A 14,669-nucleotide genomic window follows, 5' to 3' on the forward strand; every position below is an offset into this window, starting at 1 on the left:
GCTATACGAGAACAGGGCCAGGCATGGCGTCGCGTGGGATGTCCGGCGTGGAGGAGACGGACTACCGGCACGAGCGCGAGACCTGACCCGCTTCCTCCTGTCACAGGGTCCCGGGGGAGCCGGGGAGCACGAGATGGAAGAAGTCCTGAGCGGTGTAGGTGGCGAGCTTCCTGGCCTTGCCGGTCTTGACGTTCACCGCGTAGGCCGTGAAGGGAACGTATGGAGGGTCGAAGCTCGGGGCAGGGTCGTTAACGTCGCTCTCCTTACACACAAAGGGCCTGGCGAGGGCGATGATCTCCTGAGGGTCGGTCCAGCTGCGCAGATAGACAAAATTGCCGGTCATGGACAGGCCCCGCACGGGGACCCTCCGGAGCACCTTGCCGGTTTCCCGGTCCAGGTGCACGAGATCCTCGCCGCTTCTCATGCATCCGGTGCCGGGGACCCCCACGCTCTCCACCGCGACGATGGTCTTCCCATCGGGACCGAGCCCGCCGGCCAGGTAGTGCCCGGCGACGTCGACGGTCTTCGCGTTGCCCGCCGTGGACGTCTGCCAGAGGCGGCTGATGGTCTGCAGCCGCGTCTTGGGCGCGTACTCCGCCAGGGTGATCGTGTCCCCGTCCGGGGACAGGCCGATGGGGTTCCAGCCGTTGGGCAACGGCCGGACCATGCGCTCGCGAGGCGCGTGATCTTGCGGCGACCGGGAACCAGGCCGGGATGAATGCGGCTGCGATCCGGAAGGGCTTCGGCTCCGCCCCACGCATCGGAAGGGTATTGGCGCGACGAGCGCACCCTCTGACGTGCGAGTTCCGGAGTCAGTCTGTCGTGTCGTGATCGGCTGAACATCCAGCCTGAGCCAGAATGGTGCCAATCTGAGCCAATATGGCTTGTTGGTGGCATCATGGTGTGCCATAGTGATGCCATGGACCTGACCCCGTATGTGGCCTCCCTCGGTCGCGAGCTGCTGACCGCCGTCGAGACCGGTGATGGTGACGCCAGTGTGCTGATCGAGCGGTTGACCGTGTCGATGGAGTCGGCGATCCGGCTCACCCTGCTCGAGGCGTTGTCGGCGGCTGCCGACGAGATCACCCGAGACCTGGCTCCCGGTTCGGTCCAGGTGCACCTGCGTGGACGTGACCCGAACTTCGTCGTGACGGTTCGGCAGGCGGAGCAGCCACTTGAGGACACCCCGGATCTGGGCGCGATGTCGGCTGATGACGCCGCGGCGAGCTTCGAGGACGGCCCGGTGACACGGATCAACGTCCGCCTCCCGGAACAGCTCAAGGCCGCGATCGAGGAGGCGGCGGGCAAGGAAGGTCGCTCGCTCAACGCCTGGCTGGTGCGGGCCGCCTCGACCGCGCTGCGTGCCCCGGAGCGCGACCACGGCTCCGACCGGCGCGGCAAGCGCGGCGCGCAGCGTTACACCGGCTGGGCTCGCTAACCCACGCCGACACCCAGAACCACTTTCTTCGTACATCTCCGACCAGCGGGGATGTTCTTCTGACTCATTCTGAGGGGATAGCCATGCCTGTTTTCGCCACGCCTGAACCGATTTCCGCCACGATCGAGCTCTCCGTCGGTGACGTGCAGATCATCGCGAGCGACCGGACCGACACCGTCGTCGAGGTGCGGCCGAGCGACGAGTCCGACGAGTCCGATGTGGACGCCGCGCAGAAGACGCGCGTCGAGTACGCCAACGGCACGTTGACGGTCCGTGGGCCGAAGGCCCGCATGCTCGACTTCTCCAAGAAGACCAGGTCGGTCGACGTGCTGATCGAACTTCCCACCGGCTCGCACGTGCACGCGGACCTGTCGGTAGCGGACCTGCGCGGCGTCGGCACGCTGGGGGAGTGCCGGCTCAAGGCGTCGGTCGGGCATTTCCGTCTCGACCGGACCGGACCGCTTCGACTGGGCACCTCCGGTGGTGACATCACCGTCGAAACGGTCGCGGGCAACGCCGATGTCTCCACCGGCACCGGGCGCGTGCACATCGGCGAGATCGGCGGCACCGCCGTCATCAAGAACTCCAACGGCAACACCGACATCGGCACCGTCACCGGCGAACTGCGGGTGCGCTCGGCCAACGGCGACATCTCCGTCGACCGGGCCGACGCCATGGTGGAAGCCAAGACCTCCAACGGAACCATTCGCGTCGGCCAGGTCACGCGCGACACCGTCACGCTGCACACCTCGACCGGCCACCTCGAAATCGGTGTCGCCGCCGGCACCGCCGCATGGCTCGACCTGAACACCTCGCACGGGCGAGTGGAGAACTCGCTGGACGGTCTCAGCGAAGCACCGGAGAAGTCCGAGCAGACCGTCGAAGTCCGCGCGCACACGTCGTTCGGCGACATCACCGTCCGCCGTTCCTGACCAGATCTCGAAGAGGGTTCTCATGACCGTGCCATCCCAATCTGCGATCACGGCGACCGGACTGCGCCGATCGTACGGCGACCACGTCGTGCTCGACGGTGTCGACCTGAACGTCCCGCGTGGCACCGTTTTCTCGTTGCTCGGCGCCAACGGCGCCGGCAAGACCACCACAGTCAAGATCTTGTCCACCCTGATCCGCGCCGACGGGGGCAGCGCGCGGATCGCGGGTCACGACCTGTCCGCCGAGCCGGACGCGGTGCGTGCCGCGATCGGCGTCACCGGCCAGTTCTCGGCGATCGACAATCTGCTGACCGGTCAGGAGAACCTGACCCTGATGGCGGATCTGCACCACCTCGGCCGGAAGGCGGGCAGGCGCAGGACCGCCCAGCTGCTCGAACAGTTCGACCTCGTCGATGCAGCCAAGAAGACGGCGGCGACCTACTCCGGTGGGATGCGGCGGCGGCTCGACCTCGCGATGACGCTGGTCGGCTCACCGCAGGTGATCTTCCTCGACGAGCCGACCACCGGGCTGGACCCGCGCAGCCGCCGCGCCATGTGGCAGATCGTGCGGGAGCTCGTGGCGGGTGGCGTCACCATCTTCCTCACCACCCAGTACCTGGAGGAGGCCGACGAGCTCGCCGACCGGATCGCGGTGCTCGACCACGGGAAGATCGTCGCCGAGGGCACCGCGGACGAGCTCAAGCGGCGCATTCCCGGCGGCCACGTCCTGCTGCGGTTCGCCGACGAGCGCGACCTCGAATCCGCCGCGCGCGCCGTGGGCCAGGTGTCCCGCGACAGCGACACGCTCGCCCTGCGCGTACCGCACGACGGCAGCCTCAGGTCGCTGAAGGCGCTGCTCGACCGGCTTGACCAGAACGCGGTCGAGGTCGACTCGCTGAGCGTGCGCACCCCTGACCTCGACGACGTCTTCCTCGCTCTCACCGGCAACAAGGAGAAGGTGACCGCACGATGAGCACTGTGTCGTACGCCCTGACCGACTCGGCGACGATGCTTCGCCGCAACCTCAAGCGCATGGTGCGCTACCCGTCCATGACACTGCAGCTCATCGGCATGCCGATCGTCTTCCTGCTGCTGTTCGTCTACGTCTTCGGCGGCACGCTCGGCGCCGGGCTCGGCGGCGTCTCCGGCGGACGTGCGGAGTACGTCAACTACGTCACCCCCGCGATCATCCTGATGGCGATCACCGCTGCGGTCCAGGGCACCACCATCTCGATCGCCATGGACATGACCGAGGGCATCGTCGACCGGTTCCGCACCATGGCCATCGCCCGCGTGTCCGTCCTAACCGGACACGTCATCGGCAGCCTCATCCAGACGATGCTCAGCATCGCGGCGGTCATCGGCGTCGCGCTGCTCATCGGCTTCCGGCCGTCGGCGGGGCCCGGCGACTGGCTCGCCCTCATCGGTGTCCTGGTGATGATGACCTTCGCCTTCATCTGGCTGTCGGTCGCGTTCGGCCTGGCCAGCAAGACCGTCGAGTCGTCGAGCAACGTCGGTATGCCGCTGGTGCTGCTCCCGTTCCTGGGCAGCGGGTTCGTCCCGACCGACTCGATGCCCACCGTGCTGCGCTGGTTCGCCGAGTACCAGCCGTTCACGCCGCTCATCGAGACCCTGCGCGGCCTGCTGATGGGCACGCCGATCGGGAACAACGCCGTCATCGCGGTCGGCTGGTGCGTCGTCATCGCGCTCGGCGGCTACCTCTGGTCGAAGAAGCTGTTCAACCGCGAGTCCACCCGCTAAGCCGCACTCGAGCCAAGGAGAAACGATGCAGCAGTAACAGATTTCGCCGGTCGACTCGCTGCCCATCACCCGCCCCGAGGGCTGTCCGTTCGATCCGCCACAGGAACTGGGCCGGATCCGTGAGGCGAACCCGATCACCAGGATGACCTATCCCGACGGGCACGTCGACTGGCTGGTCACCGGCCGTGCCTTAACTCGCGCGGTCCTGGCCGACACCCGGTTCAGCTCCCGGTACGAGCTCATGCACTTCCCGCTGCCGATTCCGGGCGTCACCGAGTTGCCGCCCGCGCTGGTCGGCGATCTCACCGGGATCGACGCACCCGAGCACACCCGCTACCGCAAGCTGCTCACCGGCAGGTTCACCGTTCGCCGGATGCGGGTGCTCACCGAACGCGTCGAGCAGATCGCCGCCGAGCACTTGGACGCTATGGAAAACCACGGCCCGTCCGTGGATCTGGTCGAGGCATTCGCCCACCCCGTCCCGGCGATGATGATCTGCGAACTGCTCGGCGTGCCGTACGAGGACCGCGCGACCTTCAACCGTCACGCGAAGGCGTTGACCTCCTCGGACACCTCCCAGGAGGAGATGTACACGGCCTGGGACGCGCTGCAGGAGTACGTGCATGGACTGGTGCAGGCCAAACGCGCGAACCCCACCGACGACGTGCTCAGCGAGCTGACCGCGAGCGACCTGAGCGACGAGGAGGTCGCCGGCCTCGGCGCGTTCCTGCTCGGTGCCGGGCTCGACACCACCGCCAACATGATCGCGCTCGGCACCTCCGCCCTGCTGAACCACCCGGACCAGCTCGCCGCACTGCGCGCCGACCCGAGCGGCGTCGACCGGGCGGTGAAGGAACTGCTGCGCTACCTGACCATCACGCACACCAACGTCCGGGCGGCGTTGGAGGACGTCGAGCTGGGCGGACACCTGATCGGGGCGGGCGAGACGGTCACCCTCGCGGTCCAGACCGCCAACCGCGACCCGGAGAAGTTCCCCGACCCGGACACCCTCGACCTGAGCAGGCAGGCCACCGGGCACCTGGCCTTCGGCCATGGCATCCACCAGTGCCTCGGCCAGCAGCTGGCCCGAGTCGAGATGCGGGTCGCGCTGCCCGCGCTGTTCGGCCGGTTCCCGACCCTCCGCCTGGCCGTCCCGGCCGAGGACGTTCCGTTGCGCCACAACATGAACATCTATGGCGTGCACCGGCTCGAGGTCACCTGGGACCAGGAATAGCCGCCCGGAATCGTTCGATGCCGGGGGAGACAATGAGTGTGTCGAGGCCATGGCGGGAATGGCACCGCCCGCTGATGGCGAACGTGGCCCTCATGATCGGGCTCGTGATGGTGTCCGGTGTCCGGGGTTGAGGAACCGGCGGACAGCGGTTGGCGCTGAGAATGATCTTTGTGTTGTGCTGAGCGTCAGCGAGTGCGGCGACGGGCGGCAGGATCGGCTTCGGCGGTGATGCGGGCGGAGGTCTCCTCCCCGAGTCGGACGTAGCGGCCGAGGCTCCCGAGGTGCTGGTGGCCCTCATCTGCGCATCAGGGAAGCGATGTCGCGGAACAGCCGGTCGTGGGCAACGGCCGCCTCAGGGGAGGTCAGGTCCATGTTCTGGATGAAGCCGTGCACCAGGCCAGGTTCTTGCCGGTGCATCACCCGTACGCCCGCCTGTGCCAGGCGACGGGCGTAGGCGTCGCCCTCATCGCGCAGCGCGTCGTGCTCGGCGGTCACGATCAGGGTGTCGGGCAGGCCGCGCAGGTCTGGCGCCATCAGCGGGCTGGCGAGGGCGCGGGTGGCGGGATCCGGCGCCCATTGCGCGATGGCCCAGGAGAGGAAGTCGGCGTCCAGCGCGTGCCCGGTGCCCTTGTCGACCACGCTGGGTTGCGAGAGCGTTAGATCGGTGTTGGGACAGATGAGGATCTGTACGGCGGGCAAGGGGTCACCCGCGTCGCGGAGCCGTAGGCAGGCCATGGTCGCCAGGTAGCCGCCTGCGCTGTCGCCCGCCACCGCCGCCGGGCGCGACCAGCGCAGGACCGCGGCCACGTCTTCGATGGCTGCCGGGTAGGGGTGCTCGGGGGTACGCCGGTAGTCGACGGCCAGCACCTCGACGTCGCAGGCGTCGGCGATGCGCCGGCAGGTGCGGTCGTGGGTGTCCAAGTCCCCCATGACGAACGCGCCGCCGTGGGCGAACACCACGAGGGGGCGCGCCTGCTCGCGGGGCCGGTAGTGGCGCAGCGGGAGCCCGTTGGGCCCGTGGAGGTCTTCCACGTGTGCCAGTGCGGGGCCCTGGGGACGCATGGCGGCACGCTGGGGGGTGCCTTCGCGGAGGCCGGGTACATCGGGAGGGATCATTGGTGCCTTGTCTCGTGGTGGGGTGGTGGTCGCGGCTGGTGTTGGATTCGTGTCGGCCAGTGGCCGACGGCGGTCATCGTGCCGTCCGCCGGGCCAGGTGGCCATCTCCGGCTCGGCGCGGGCAGTGAGGTCGGCCCCCAAGGCCGGTCGGGTCATGGCGTAGGCGAGCTCGGGCAGGGCGACGGGTCGCGGCCGTCCGGCCGGCCCGTCCGCCAGGCCCGCGAAGAGGGTGTCCACGTCACCGCCACGCCCAGCTCGGCGCGGATCATGAATGCCCGCCCGCCGGTCTGCTCGCTTGGCCGCCTCGTCGTTGGCGGCGTAGTGCACCGCGACGAGTGCGCCCTCGGCGGCCAGCCGTACCGCGATCGCTTGCCGATTCCGCGCGAGGCGCCGGTCACCAGGGCGGTCAGAGCGGTCATGTCGAACTCCTTCGATGGGATTGACTGGCCGAAACGCTAGATCCGGCAGCAGCGGAGTCCTCATGATCAGGGGCGAGCCCGGCATGGGCAAGTCATCGCTCCTCGACCACGCCGCACAGGCGGCCGGCGGGGCACGCGTGCTGCGCGTGGCCGGCGTGGAGACGGAGGCCAAGCTGCCCTTCGCCGCCCTGCACCTGCTGCTGCGGCCGGCGCTCGACCGGCTCGACACGCTTCCCGGACCGCAGGCCGCGGCGTTGCGCGGGGCGTTCGGGCTGGCAGCGGTCACTGAGAGCGACAGGTTCCTGGTCGGGCTGGCCGCGCTCACCCTGCTGTCGGAACTGGCCGAAGAACGACCGCTGCTGTGTCTCATCGACGACGCCCAGTGGCTGGACCACGCCTCGGCCTCCGCCCTGCTGTTCGCGGCACGGCGCTTGCGGTCCGAGGGGGTCACCCTCCTGGTCGCCGCGCGCGACGACCAGGACGCCTTCCCCGTGGCCGGTCTGCCCGAGCTGCGCCTCGGCGGGCTGGCACGCGAAGAGGCCGAGCGGCTGCTCAGCGACCAGCTCCCGGCCCACCTGCGAGAGCGGGTGCTCAAAGAGGCCGACGGCAACCCGCTGGCCCTCATCGAGCTGTCCAGGGCGGCTTGTGAGAGCGAGCTGGAGTTCGGCGGACCGCTCCCACTCACGCACCGGCTCCTGGAAGCCTTCGCCGGTCGGGTCCACCGGCTGGCGGAACCCACCAGGAGGATGCTCGCGGTAGCGGCCGCCGAGGACACCGGCGATCTGGGGATCGTGCTGACCGCGGCCGGCACGCTAGACATCCCTGCCGATGCGCTGGAGCCGTCGGATCTTTAGGCGGGCCGGAGGCTTCGTATCCACAAGATGGCCCCGCGTAGATGGAGACCGGCGAGATAGCTCTCGGGGGTCTTGTCGAAGCGGAACGCCAGACCGCGCCACTCCTTGATCCGATTGATGCAGCGCTCCGCCGTGTTGCGCTCCTTGTACAGATCCGGATCGTGGCTGACCGGGCGGCCGCCACGCGAGCCGCATTTCTTGCGGTTGGCTGCCTGGTCCGCCATCGGGAGGTGTGTGCCCCTTGTGCGAAGCCCCTTTTCCTCATCAACGACCTTTTCCAGCGCATCCAAAAGGTCAGGGTTCAGGGCCATCCCTGCGGCGTGGTGGTGGGTGCGGGCGGTGGTGGAGTCCACGCTGACCAACTCCAGGTCCGCCTGCCCACGTGCGGCGGCCTCGGCGATCACGGCTTCCGGCAGGTGCTGGAAGATCCCGGTCTTCGCCCAGGACCGGAACCGGTCATAGACGGTGGACCACGGCCCGTACTCCGCGGGCACGTCCCGCCATGGGCTGCCGGTGCGGAACCGCCACATCACCGCGTTGATCTTCACCGACGAGGACCCAACACCCCACCCCCGCCTCCAGCGGCCGACCCGGTCGCCGGGCTGGACGGCCGGCACTCCGGGCTGGTGCGCGCGCTCACCGCCGCCGAGCAGATTTCGCGAGGGCAGTTCGAGCAGCTGGTGGCGCGCTGGAACCTGCTGCCCGACGGAGCACTGGATCGCATCAACGAAGCCGCCTACGAGCTGGCGGGCGAGCCACTACTCGAAGGAGACGACCCGATCCGGGTCGACCGAGATCTGCTGGGAGAGATGCTGACGTGAGCTCCACCGCTATCCGTCCCCGCGAGCGCGACGCCCTGCTGCAGTCACTGTGCGCGGGCGTGGTCCCGCGCGCCGGCCAGCGCCATGTGCAAGTAGGCCGAGAGCCCGAGGTGACGGCCCTGGTCAGCGACATCGACCGGATCGCCGGCGGGGGTTCGGCGGTACGGTTCGTCATCGGCGACTTCGGGGCGGGCAAGACCTCCTTCCTGCACCTGGTGCGCTCCATCGCGGTGGAGAAGAAGCTCGTCACCGTACACGCCGATCTCAACCCCGATCGGCGCCTGCACTCCAGTGGCGGGCAGGCGCGCAGCCTGTACGCCGAGCTGATGCGCAACCTCGCCACCCGGGCCAGACCAGACGGGGGAGCGCTGACCAGCGTGGTGGAACGGTTCGTCTCCACCGCCCTGGCCGAAGCCCAGCACAGCGGAACCGATCCCGGCCACGTCATCCGGCTGCGGCTGGCCCACCTGTCGGAGATGACCGGCGGCTACGACTTCGCCGAAGTCGTCGGCGCCTACTGGCGCGGCCAAGACAGCGGCGACGAGCAGCTCAAATCCGCGGCCGTACGCTGGCTGCGGGCGGAGTTCTCCACCAAGACCGAGGCGCGCTCCGCGCTCGGGGTCCGCACCATCATCGACGACTCCACCTTCCACGACCACCTGAAGCTGATGAGCCGGTTCGTCCGGCTGGACGGCTACGACGGCCTCCTGGTGTGCCTGGATGAGATGGTCAACCTCTACAAACTGGCCTCCACCCAGGCACGCAACGCCAACTACGAGCAGATCCTGCGCATCCTCAACGACACCCTCCAAGGCAGCGCCGCCCACCTCGGCTTCGTCTTCGGCGGCACCCCGGAATTCCTCGCCGACACCCGCCGCGGCCTCTACAGCTACGCCGCCCTGCAGTCGCGGCTGGCCGAGAATACCTTCGCCGCCGGTGGCCTGGTCGACTACTCCGGGCCGGTACTGCGCCTGGCCGCGCTGACCCAGGAAGACCTGTACGTGCTGCTGGCCAAGCTGCGCCACGTCCACGCCGGCGGCGACCCCTCCCGCTACCTGCTCGGTGATGAGGCGCTGCCCGCCTTCATGCAGCACTGCTCGGGCCGCATCGGCGAAGCCTACTTCCGCACTCCCCGCACCACCATCAAGGCGTTCCGCGATCTGCTGGCCGTACTGGAGCAGAACCCCGGCGTCGACTGGCGGCAGATCCTGCCCTCGGTCGAACTGGCCCAGGAGGACAATCCCGACCTGGCGCCGCTTGAGGAAGACGACAGCGCCGCGGCACCCGCGTGGACTGCCCAAGCGGGAAGGGCAGGCGATGACGACCTCGCCTCCTTCCGGCTCTGAGGCCTTCGAGCGGCTTCACCCCGCAATCCAGCGATGGATCTGGCAGCAGGACTGGCCGGAACTGCGCCCCGCCCAGGAAGCGGCCGTCGCCCCATCCTGGCGGGTGACGGCGACGTCCTGATCGCCGCCGCGACCGCTTCCGGCAAGACCGAGGCCGCCTTCCTGCCGATCTGCTCGGCCCTGACCAACCAACCACCGACAACCGCTGGATTCGCCGCGATATACATCAGCCCGCTCAAAGCTCTTATCAACGACCAGTACGGCAGGCTGGACGAGCTCTGCGCCCACCTGGACCTCCCGGTCGCCCGCTGGCACGGCGACGTCGGCGCCCACCTCAAAAGCAAGCTGATCGACCGGCCCCGCGGAATCCTGCTGATCACCCCCGAATCGCTGGAGGCGCTGTTCGTCCTGCGCGGCTGGAAGATGGGCGACCTCGCCGGAGCCGTGCGCTACATCGTCGTCGACGAACTGCACTCCTTCATCGGAACCGAGCGTGGCGCTCAACTCCAGTCGCTCATGCACCGACTGGACCTGGCCGCGCGCCGCCGCGTTCCTCGCATCGGCCTGTCGGCGACCCTCGGGGACATGCTCCAAGTCGCGGACTTCCTACGCCCGGGCGCAGGGGAGCACGTCACCTCGATCGTCTCGACCTCCGACGCACAAGAGCTGCGACTGCAGGTACGCGGTTACGTCGAAACCGCACCCACGCTCGACCCGCGCGCCCAGGCCGCGCACGAGGCGCTGGGCGCCGACTCAGCACCGACGACATCACCTCCGGCGACCGGCTCGCGATCGCCGACCACCTGTTCGCCACCCTGCGCGGATCGCACAACCTCATCTTCGCCAATTCCCGGAGCGCGGTGGAGGACTACACCGACCTGCTCAGCCGCCGCTGCGACACCGCAGGAGTGCCGAACGAGTTCCTGCCCCACCACGGCAACCTGTCCAGAGACATCCGCGAGCACACCGAGTCCCGGCTCAAGGACCGTAGCCGGCCGACCACCGCCGTCTGCACCTCCACCCTGGAGATGGGCATCGACATCGGCTCGGTCTCCTCCATCGCCCAGGTCGGCGCGCCCCCGAGCGTGGCCCCCCTGCGCCAACGACTCGGCCGCTCCGGGCGACGCGGCGGCCCCGCCGTCCTGCGGCTCTACATCAGCGAACCCGAACCGACCCTCACCATTCACCCCGGCCTACGCCTACCGCACCCTGTGCGCCCAGGGACCATTCCGCACGATCGACGCGCCGATGTTCGCCGCCTTGCTACGCGACCTCGGCGCCGGACGGCTCATCCGCCAGGAAAACGACGGCCTGCTGCTGCACGGAGAGGTGGGGGAGCGGCTGGTCAACCACTACACCTTCTACGCCGCCTTCGCCGCCCCCACCGAATACCGCATCGTCACCGCAGGGCGGACACTCGGCAGCCTTCCCCTGGAAAATTCACCACCCGAGGGGGCACTGCTCATCTTCGCCGGCCGCCGCTGGCGGATCCTGACCATCGACACCCACGCGAAGGTCATCGACGTCGCACGCGCCTCCGGCGGCCGACAGCCTGCTGTTCCCCTTCCGCGGAGATGCCATCATGACCACGACCGCCCTGGCCCTGCATGCCGGAGGCGTCGACATCGCCCGCTACGGTGTCGCCCTGCTGCTCTGCGCCACCCCACCCCAGGTGGCCGCGGACCTGCTGGCCGACCTGGCCGCATCCGACCTCCCCGACGCCACCGACCCCTTCCCTACGCCGTCGTCGACGTCGAGACCACCTCGACCGATGCCCGCAAGGCCCGCATCGTCGAGATCGCGATTATCCGCCTGCACCCCGACGGCAGCGACGACCACGTCTACTCCACGATCGTCGACTCCGGAACGGGGCCCGGCCCCACGCACATCCACGGCCTCATCGCCGCAGACCTGGCAGGCGCCCCGAGTTTCGCGGAGATCGCCGGCGACGTCGCGGCCATGCTCGACGGCGCGGTGATCGTCGCCCACAACGCCCGCCACGACACCGAAGTGCTCAGCGCCGAATCCAGGGTGGCGAGGATTTTCAGCAGGTCGCGCAGGTCGTGTGCTCGACTGCGGGGCGGACGTCCTTGCGCAACATGTCAGCACGGATCAACTGCCGGATACCCGGGAGGTCTGGTCATCAATCCTGTAATAAATTTACATTGTAAAGGCGTCGATCTGGAGTTCAAGATCATTTACAATGGACTAAAGACTTATCCTCTAAAAAGATGCACGAAGCGCGACGTCTCGGCCAGGCGATGCGCCACCTTCACTGAGCCGCGCGTCACGTTCACAGCCTTCTGCGCCGCTCTCACTGAGTCGGCGCCACCTACTGTCCCGTCTCGTTGGACTTGAGGCATGAGACCCCCTTGAGCTGCGGTGCCTCAAAATGGATGAGACGAATCGATGAAGTCACGTCTCATTGATCATGAGGCAGATCTGTGGATGTCTCGGCCCGGCTAGATCGGGAAGCGGCCGCGGCGCCAGTGCCAGTGGCGGCCGGCCTTCAGGTGGTCGACGATCGCGCGCTGGAGCACGGTGCGGCGCGGCAGCTGGTCGAGCGGCGTGGTCAGGGTGCGGAACACGAACCGCAGCACCTCGACGTCGGCGTCCAGCCCTTCCGGCTCCTCGTAGGGCTCCAGCTCGAACCTCCGCTGGAACCGGACGATGTTGGAGTCCCCGGGCAGGTACTCCAGCAGCTGCGGGTCGAGCAGCCACGAGCCGCAGGAGAACGCCGTGTAGCGCTCGTCGGGAAAGTGGCGCGGGAAGAACGCGCGGGCCTGGTCGAGCGACGCCGCGACCGCCTCCGGGGTCATCGGCCCCGACTCGGGGATGTGCAGGTCGATGGCGGTGCCGCCGTGCTGGTGCTGCAGCCGGCCCAGCTCGTAGACGCCGCCGCGAGCGTGCAGCGTCAGCCAGCTCTGCATGACCGGCCAGCCCTCGCGGTGCATCCGCCGGTCGATCGCGAGGTTGCGGCCCAGGTCCGCGAGGGTCACCCACGACACGGCATCGGCGATGCCGTGGTCGCGGTGGTACCCCGTGACGACGTCGACCAGGGCCAGGTACGCGTACACGTAGAGATGCCGCCAGGCGGGGCCCCGTTCGCGCGGCAGCTCCGGACCGGGCGACAGCCAGCCGTGGCCCCCGAGATCGGCGCGGACCAGGGCGATCGAGCGGTCGAGCAGCCAGCGCAGCTCCGGAGTCCACAGTGGAGAGTCGGGGTCGGGCCAGCCCGCCATGATCTCGGCGGCGTCGTCCGGCCGCACCGCGAGCCGGTCGAGGATCGCGGGCGCGTCGGCCTTGGCGGGCAGCGGAGCCGACGGCCGGTCGCCGGCGAGCCGGTGCACGCGGTCGACGTCCTCGACGGGTACCCCGAGCCGGGCGGCGGTGTCGTCCAGATCCACGCGGACGATCCTACTTCCCTCGTGTCCTGTTTTGTTGATCTCCTGCTCTCCTCGGCGCGAGAGGACTGCGAGCAGGGTCACCAATGATCTAGATCCGGTGCTGCTCAGCGCTGGTGTCGGCGTCGGTGGTGTTCGTCGTTCTCGGCGGTGATGCGGGCGGAGGTTTCCTCGCCGAGCTGGACGTAGATGCCGAGGGTGGCCAGGTGCCGGTGGCGGGACTTGGCCTGCAGCTCGGCGGAGCTGCGGCCGCGGGCGGCCAGGTGGGTCAGGCCACTGTGGCGTAGCTGGTGGAGGGTGTAGCCGACGCCGTGCGGGTCGTGGAGCTGGGACGCCTGCTTGAACAGGTACTCGGCGCGTGGGTAGGGGTGCCGGTAAGGCCCTGGAGTCCTAGCTCAGACACCAGCCGCAAGGTAGCCGGGTGATCATGTGCTCGCCGCCGTGGCAGCCTGCTCGTCGTGTTCGCGGAGCATCCGCATGACGGTGGCGGGTGAGGGGCGTTGGCCCTTCTTCGCGCCTGTGGTGATGACGAGTCGCTTGGCGATGTCGCGCAGGCTCATCTCCTGGTCGCGCAGGTGAAGGGCCATGGACAGCATGGACTCGTCGGTGACGCCCGCGCCGCCGATGGTCTTGCCGCGCTTGCGGGCGGACTCGTGGCCTTCGAGGGTGCGGTCGCGGATGTACTCGCGCTCCATGCCGGACAGGGCGGCAAGCACGGTGAACACGATCCCAGAGGGGTCGTGCGAGCCCTTCAGTTCCCCGGTGAGGAACTCCAGGCCGACGTCGCTGGCCTTCAGCTCTTCGGCGAGTATGGCCAGTTCGATGCCGCGGCCGAGCCGCTTGTGCTCGTGGACGACGAGGGTCACGGCGACGCCGGAGGAGCGGATCTCCCCGGCGAGCTTCACGGCGGCCTCCAGTTCGGGGCGCTTGGTGGCGCGGGTGGAGATCTTCTCCGAGAAGATGCGCGTCACCCCGGCTTCGGCGAGGGAGTCGAGCTGTGCGTCGAGGGACTGCCGGGCGGTCGAGGCACGTGCGTACCCCAGGCGGACGTGCCCGACGGGTTTGGTGTCGGCGCTGACGGGCCGAGGAAGCTCGGTCCATACGGCCCCCGGCTTGCGCACGGCGGGCGTCGGCACGTTCAGCGCCTTGGCGAGTTGAGGCACGAGGCGGAAGCGGGCGGTGTGGTGCTGGATGGCCACCTTGCCCTTGCCGGTCCGGCACGGGGAGCCCGAGGGGGCGGCGCAGGTGGACATCGGGCAGTCGTGCGATTCCACGCGCGTGAAGTCGTCGCTCACGGCCCCGGAGCGTTTCATGGGGGTGTTTCAGATGTCCAGTCGTTTGCAA

16 protein-coding genes and 1 pseudogene are annotated in these 14,669 nt (G+C 68.8%); 12 read left to right on the top strand and 5 right to left on the bottom strand.

Features of this window, described 5'->3' with window-relative positions; translation table 11 throughout:
• Positions 1–100: 100 nt before the first annotated feature.
• Positions 101–655: a hypothetical protein gene (locus ACIN94_RS21960; protein WP_400708769.1), complete on the bottom strand. Its 555-nt coding sequence runs from the start codon at positions 653–655 to the stop codon at positions 101–103.
• A gap of 264 nt (positions 656–919) precedes the next feature.
• Here ACIN94_RS21960 and ACIN94_RS21965 point away from each other — a divergent pair, with 264 nt between their 5' ends.
• The 5 genes from ACIN94_RS21965 to ACIN94_RS21985 all read left to right on the top strand — a co-directional run bounded on the left by ACIN94_RS21965 (position 920) and on the right by ACIN94_RS21985 (position 5,365).
• Positions 920–1,438 carry a YlcI/YnfO family protein gene (locus tag ACIN94_RS21965; RefSeq protein ID WP_400708771.1) on the top strand — a complete coding sequence of 173 codons (519 nt, stop codon included), beginning with the start codon at positions 920–922 and terminating at the stop codon, positions 1,436–1,438.
• Between the two features lie 83 nt (positions 1,439–1,521).
• Positions 1,522–2,370, top strand: coding sequence for a DUF4097 family beta strand repeat-containing protein (locus ACIN94_RS21970; RefSeq protein WP_400708773.1), 849 nt, complete (start codon positions 1,522–1,524; stop codon positions 2,368–2,370).
• 22 nt (positions 2,371–2,392) lie between these two features.
• Positions 2,393–3,343: an ATP-binding cassette domain-containing protein gene (locus ACIN94_RS21975; RefSeq protein ID WP_400708775.1), complete on the top strand. Its 951-nt coding sequence runs from the start codon at positions 2,393–2,395 to the stop codon at positions 3,341–3,343.
• The gene (locus ACIN94_RS21980) at positions 3,340–4,131 is read left to right on the top strand and encodes an ABC transporter permease (RefSeq protein ID WP_400708777.1); all 792 of its coding nucleotides are present in this window, start codon (positions 3,340–3,342) and stop codon (positions 4,129–4,131) included. The genes ACIN94_RS21975 and ACIN94_RS21980 overlap by 4 nt, the downstream gene beginning before the upstream one ends.
• Before the next feature lie 142 nt (positions 4,132–4,273).
• Positions 4,274–5,365, top strand: coding sequence for a cytochrome P450 (locus ACIN94_RS21985; protein WP_400708779.1), 1,092 nt, complete (start codon positions 4,274–4,276; stop codon positions 5,363–5,365).
• Positions 5,366–5,659: 294 nt separating this feature from the next.
• Here ACIN94_RS21985 and ACIN94_RS21990 read toward each other — a convergent pair whose 3' ends face one another.
• Positions 5,660–6,985 carry an alpha/beta hydrolase fold domain-containing protein gene (locus ACIN94_RS21990; protein WP_400708781.1) on the bottom strand — a complete coding sequence of 442 codons (1,326 nt, stop codon included), beginning with the start codon at positions 6,983–6,985 and terminating at the stop codon, positions 5,660–5,662.
• Here ACIN94_RS21990 and ACIN94_RS21995 point away from each other — a divergent pair.
• Entirely contained in the window at positions 6,963–7,754 is a 792-nt protein-coding gene (locus ACIN94_RS21995) for an AAA family ATPase (protein ID WP_400708783.1), read from the top strand. The genes ACIN94_RS21990 and ACIN94_RS21995 overlap by 23 nt on opposite strands.
• On the opposite strand, the gene ACIN94_RS22000 is transcribed toward ACIN94_RS21995, so the two are convergent.
• Positions 7,751–8,302: a transposase gene (locus ACIN94_RS22000; protein WP_400708785.1), complete on the bottom strand. Its 552-nt coding sequence runs from the start codon at positions 8,300–8,302 to the stop codon at positions 7,751–7,753. The two genes, ACIN94_RS21995 and ACIN94_RS22000, sit on opposite strands and share 4 nt — an antisense overlap.
• Positions 8,303–8,380: 78 nt before the next feature.
• Here ACIN94_RS22000 and ACIN94_RS22005 point away from each other — a divergent pair, with 78 nt between their 5' ends.
• From ACIN94_RS22005 to ACIN94_RS22025, 5 genes and pseudogenes are all read left to right on the top strand, one after another.
• Positions 8,381–8,575: a tellurite resistance TerB C-terminal domain-containing protein gene (locus ACIN94_RS22005; RefSeq protein WP_400708787.1), complete on the top strand. Its 195-nt coding sequence runs from the start codon at positions 8,381–8,383 to the stop codon at positions 8,573–8,575.
• The gene (locus ACIN94_RS22010) at positions 8,572–9,921 is read left to right on the top strand and encodes an ATP-binding protein (RefSeq protein ID WP_400708789.1); all 1,350 of its coding nucleotides are present in this window, start codon (positions 8,572–8,574) and stop codon (positions 9,919–9,921) included. The genes ACIN94_RS22005 and ACIN94_RS22010 overlap by 4 nt, the downstream gene beginning before the upstream one ends.
• A 33-nt stretch (positions 9,922–9,954) precedes the next feature.
• A pseudogene (locus tag ACIN94_RS22015) lies at positions 9,955–10,491 on the top strand (DEAD/DEAH box helicase); the annotation flags it as partial.
• A 290-nt stretch (positions 10,492–10,781) separates the two neighbouring features.
• Entirely contained in the window at positions 10,782–11,507 is a 726-nt protein-coding gene (locus ACIN94_RS22020) for a helicase-related protein (RefSeq protein ID WP_400708840.1), read from the top strand.
• A gap of 118 nt (positions 11,508–11,625) precedes the next feature.
• Positions 11,626–12,279, top strand: coding sequence for an exonuclease domain-containing protein (locus ACIN94_RS22025; protein ID WP_400708842.1), 654 nt, complete (start codon positions 11,626–11,628; stop codon positions 12,277–12,279).
• Positions 12,280–12,383: 104 nt separating this feature from the next.
• On the opposite strand, the gene ACIN94_RS22030 is transcribed toward ACIN94_RS22025, so the two are convergent.
• Complete coding sequence (locus ACIN94_RS22030; RefSeq protein WP_400708791.1) at positions 12,384–13,328, bottom strand: acyltransferase domain-containing protein; 945 nt, start codon at positions 13,326–13,328, stop codon at positions 12,384–12,386.
• 125 nt (positions 13,329–13,453) lie between these two features.
• On the opposite strand from ACIN94_RS22030, the gene ACIN94_RS22035 reads away from it, so the two are divergent.
• On the top strand, positions 13,454–13,612 hold the full coding sequence (locus tag ACIN94_RS22035; RefSeq protein ID WP_400708793.1) for a hypothetical protein: 159 nt from the start codon (positions 13,454–13,456) through the stop codon (positions 13,610–13,612).
• A 138-nt stretch (positions 13,613–13,750) separates the two neighbouring features.
• On the opposite strand, the gene ACIN94_RS22040 is transcribed toward ACIN94_RS22035, so the two are convergent.
• Positions 13,751–14,620: a recombinase family protein gene (locus tag ACIN94_RS22040; protein ID WP_400708795.1), complete on the bottom strand. Its 870-nt coding sequence runs from the start codon at positions 14,618–14,620 to the stop codon at positions 13,751–13,753.
• Between the last annotated feature and the right edge of the window lie 49 nt (positions 14,621–14,669).

Source organism: Streptosporangium sp. NPDC087985 (genome assembly GCF_044741965.1).
Lineage (GTDB): Bacteria > Actinomycetota > Actinomycetes > Streptosporangiales > Streptosporangiaceae > Streptosporangium.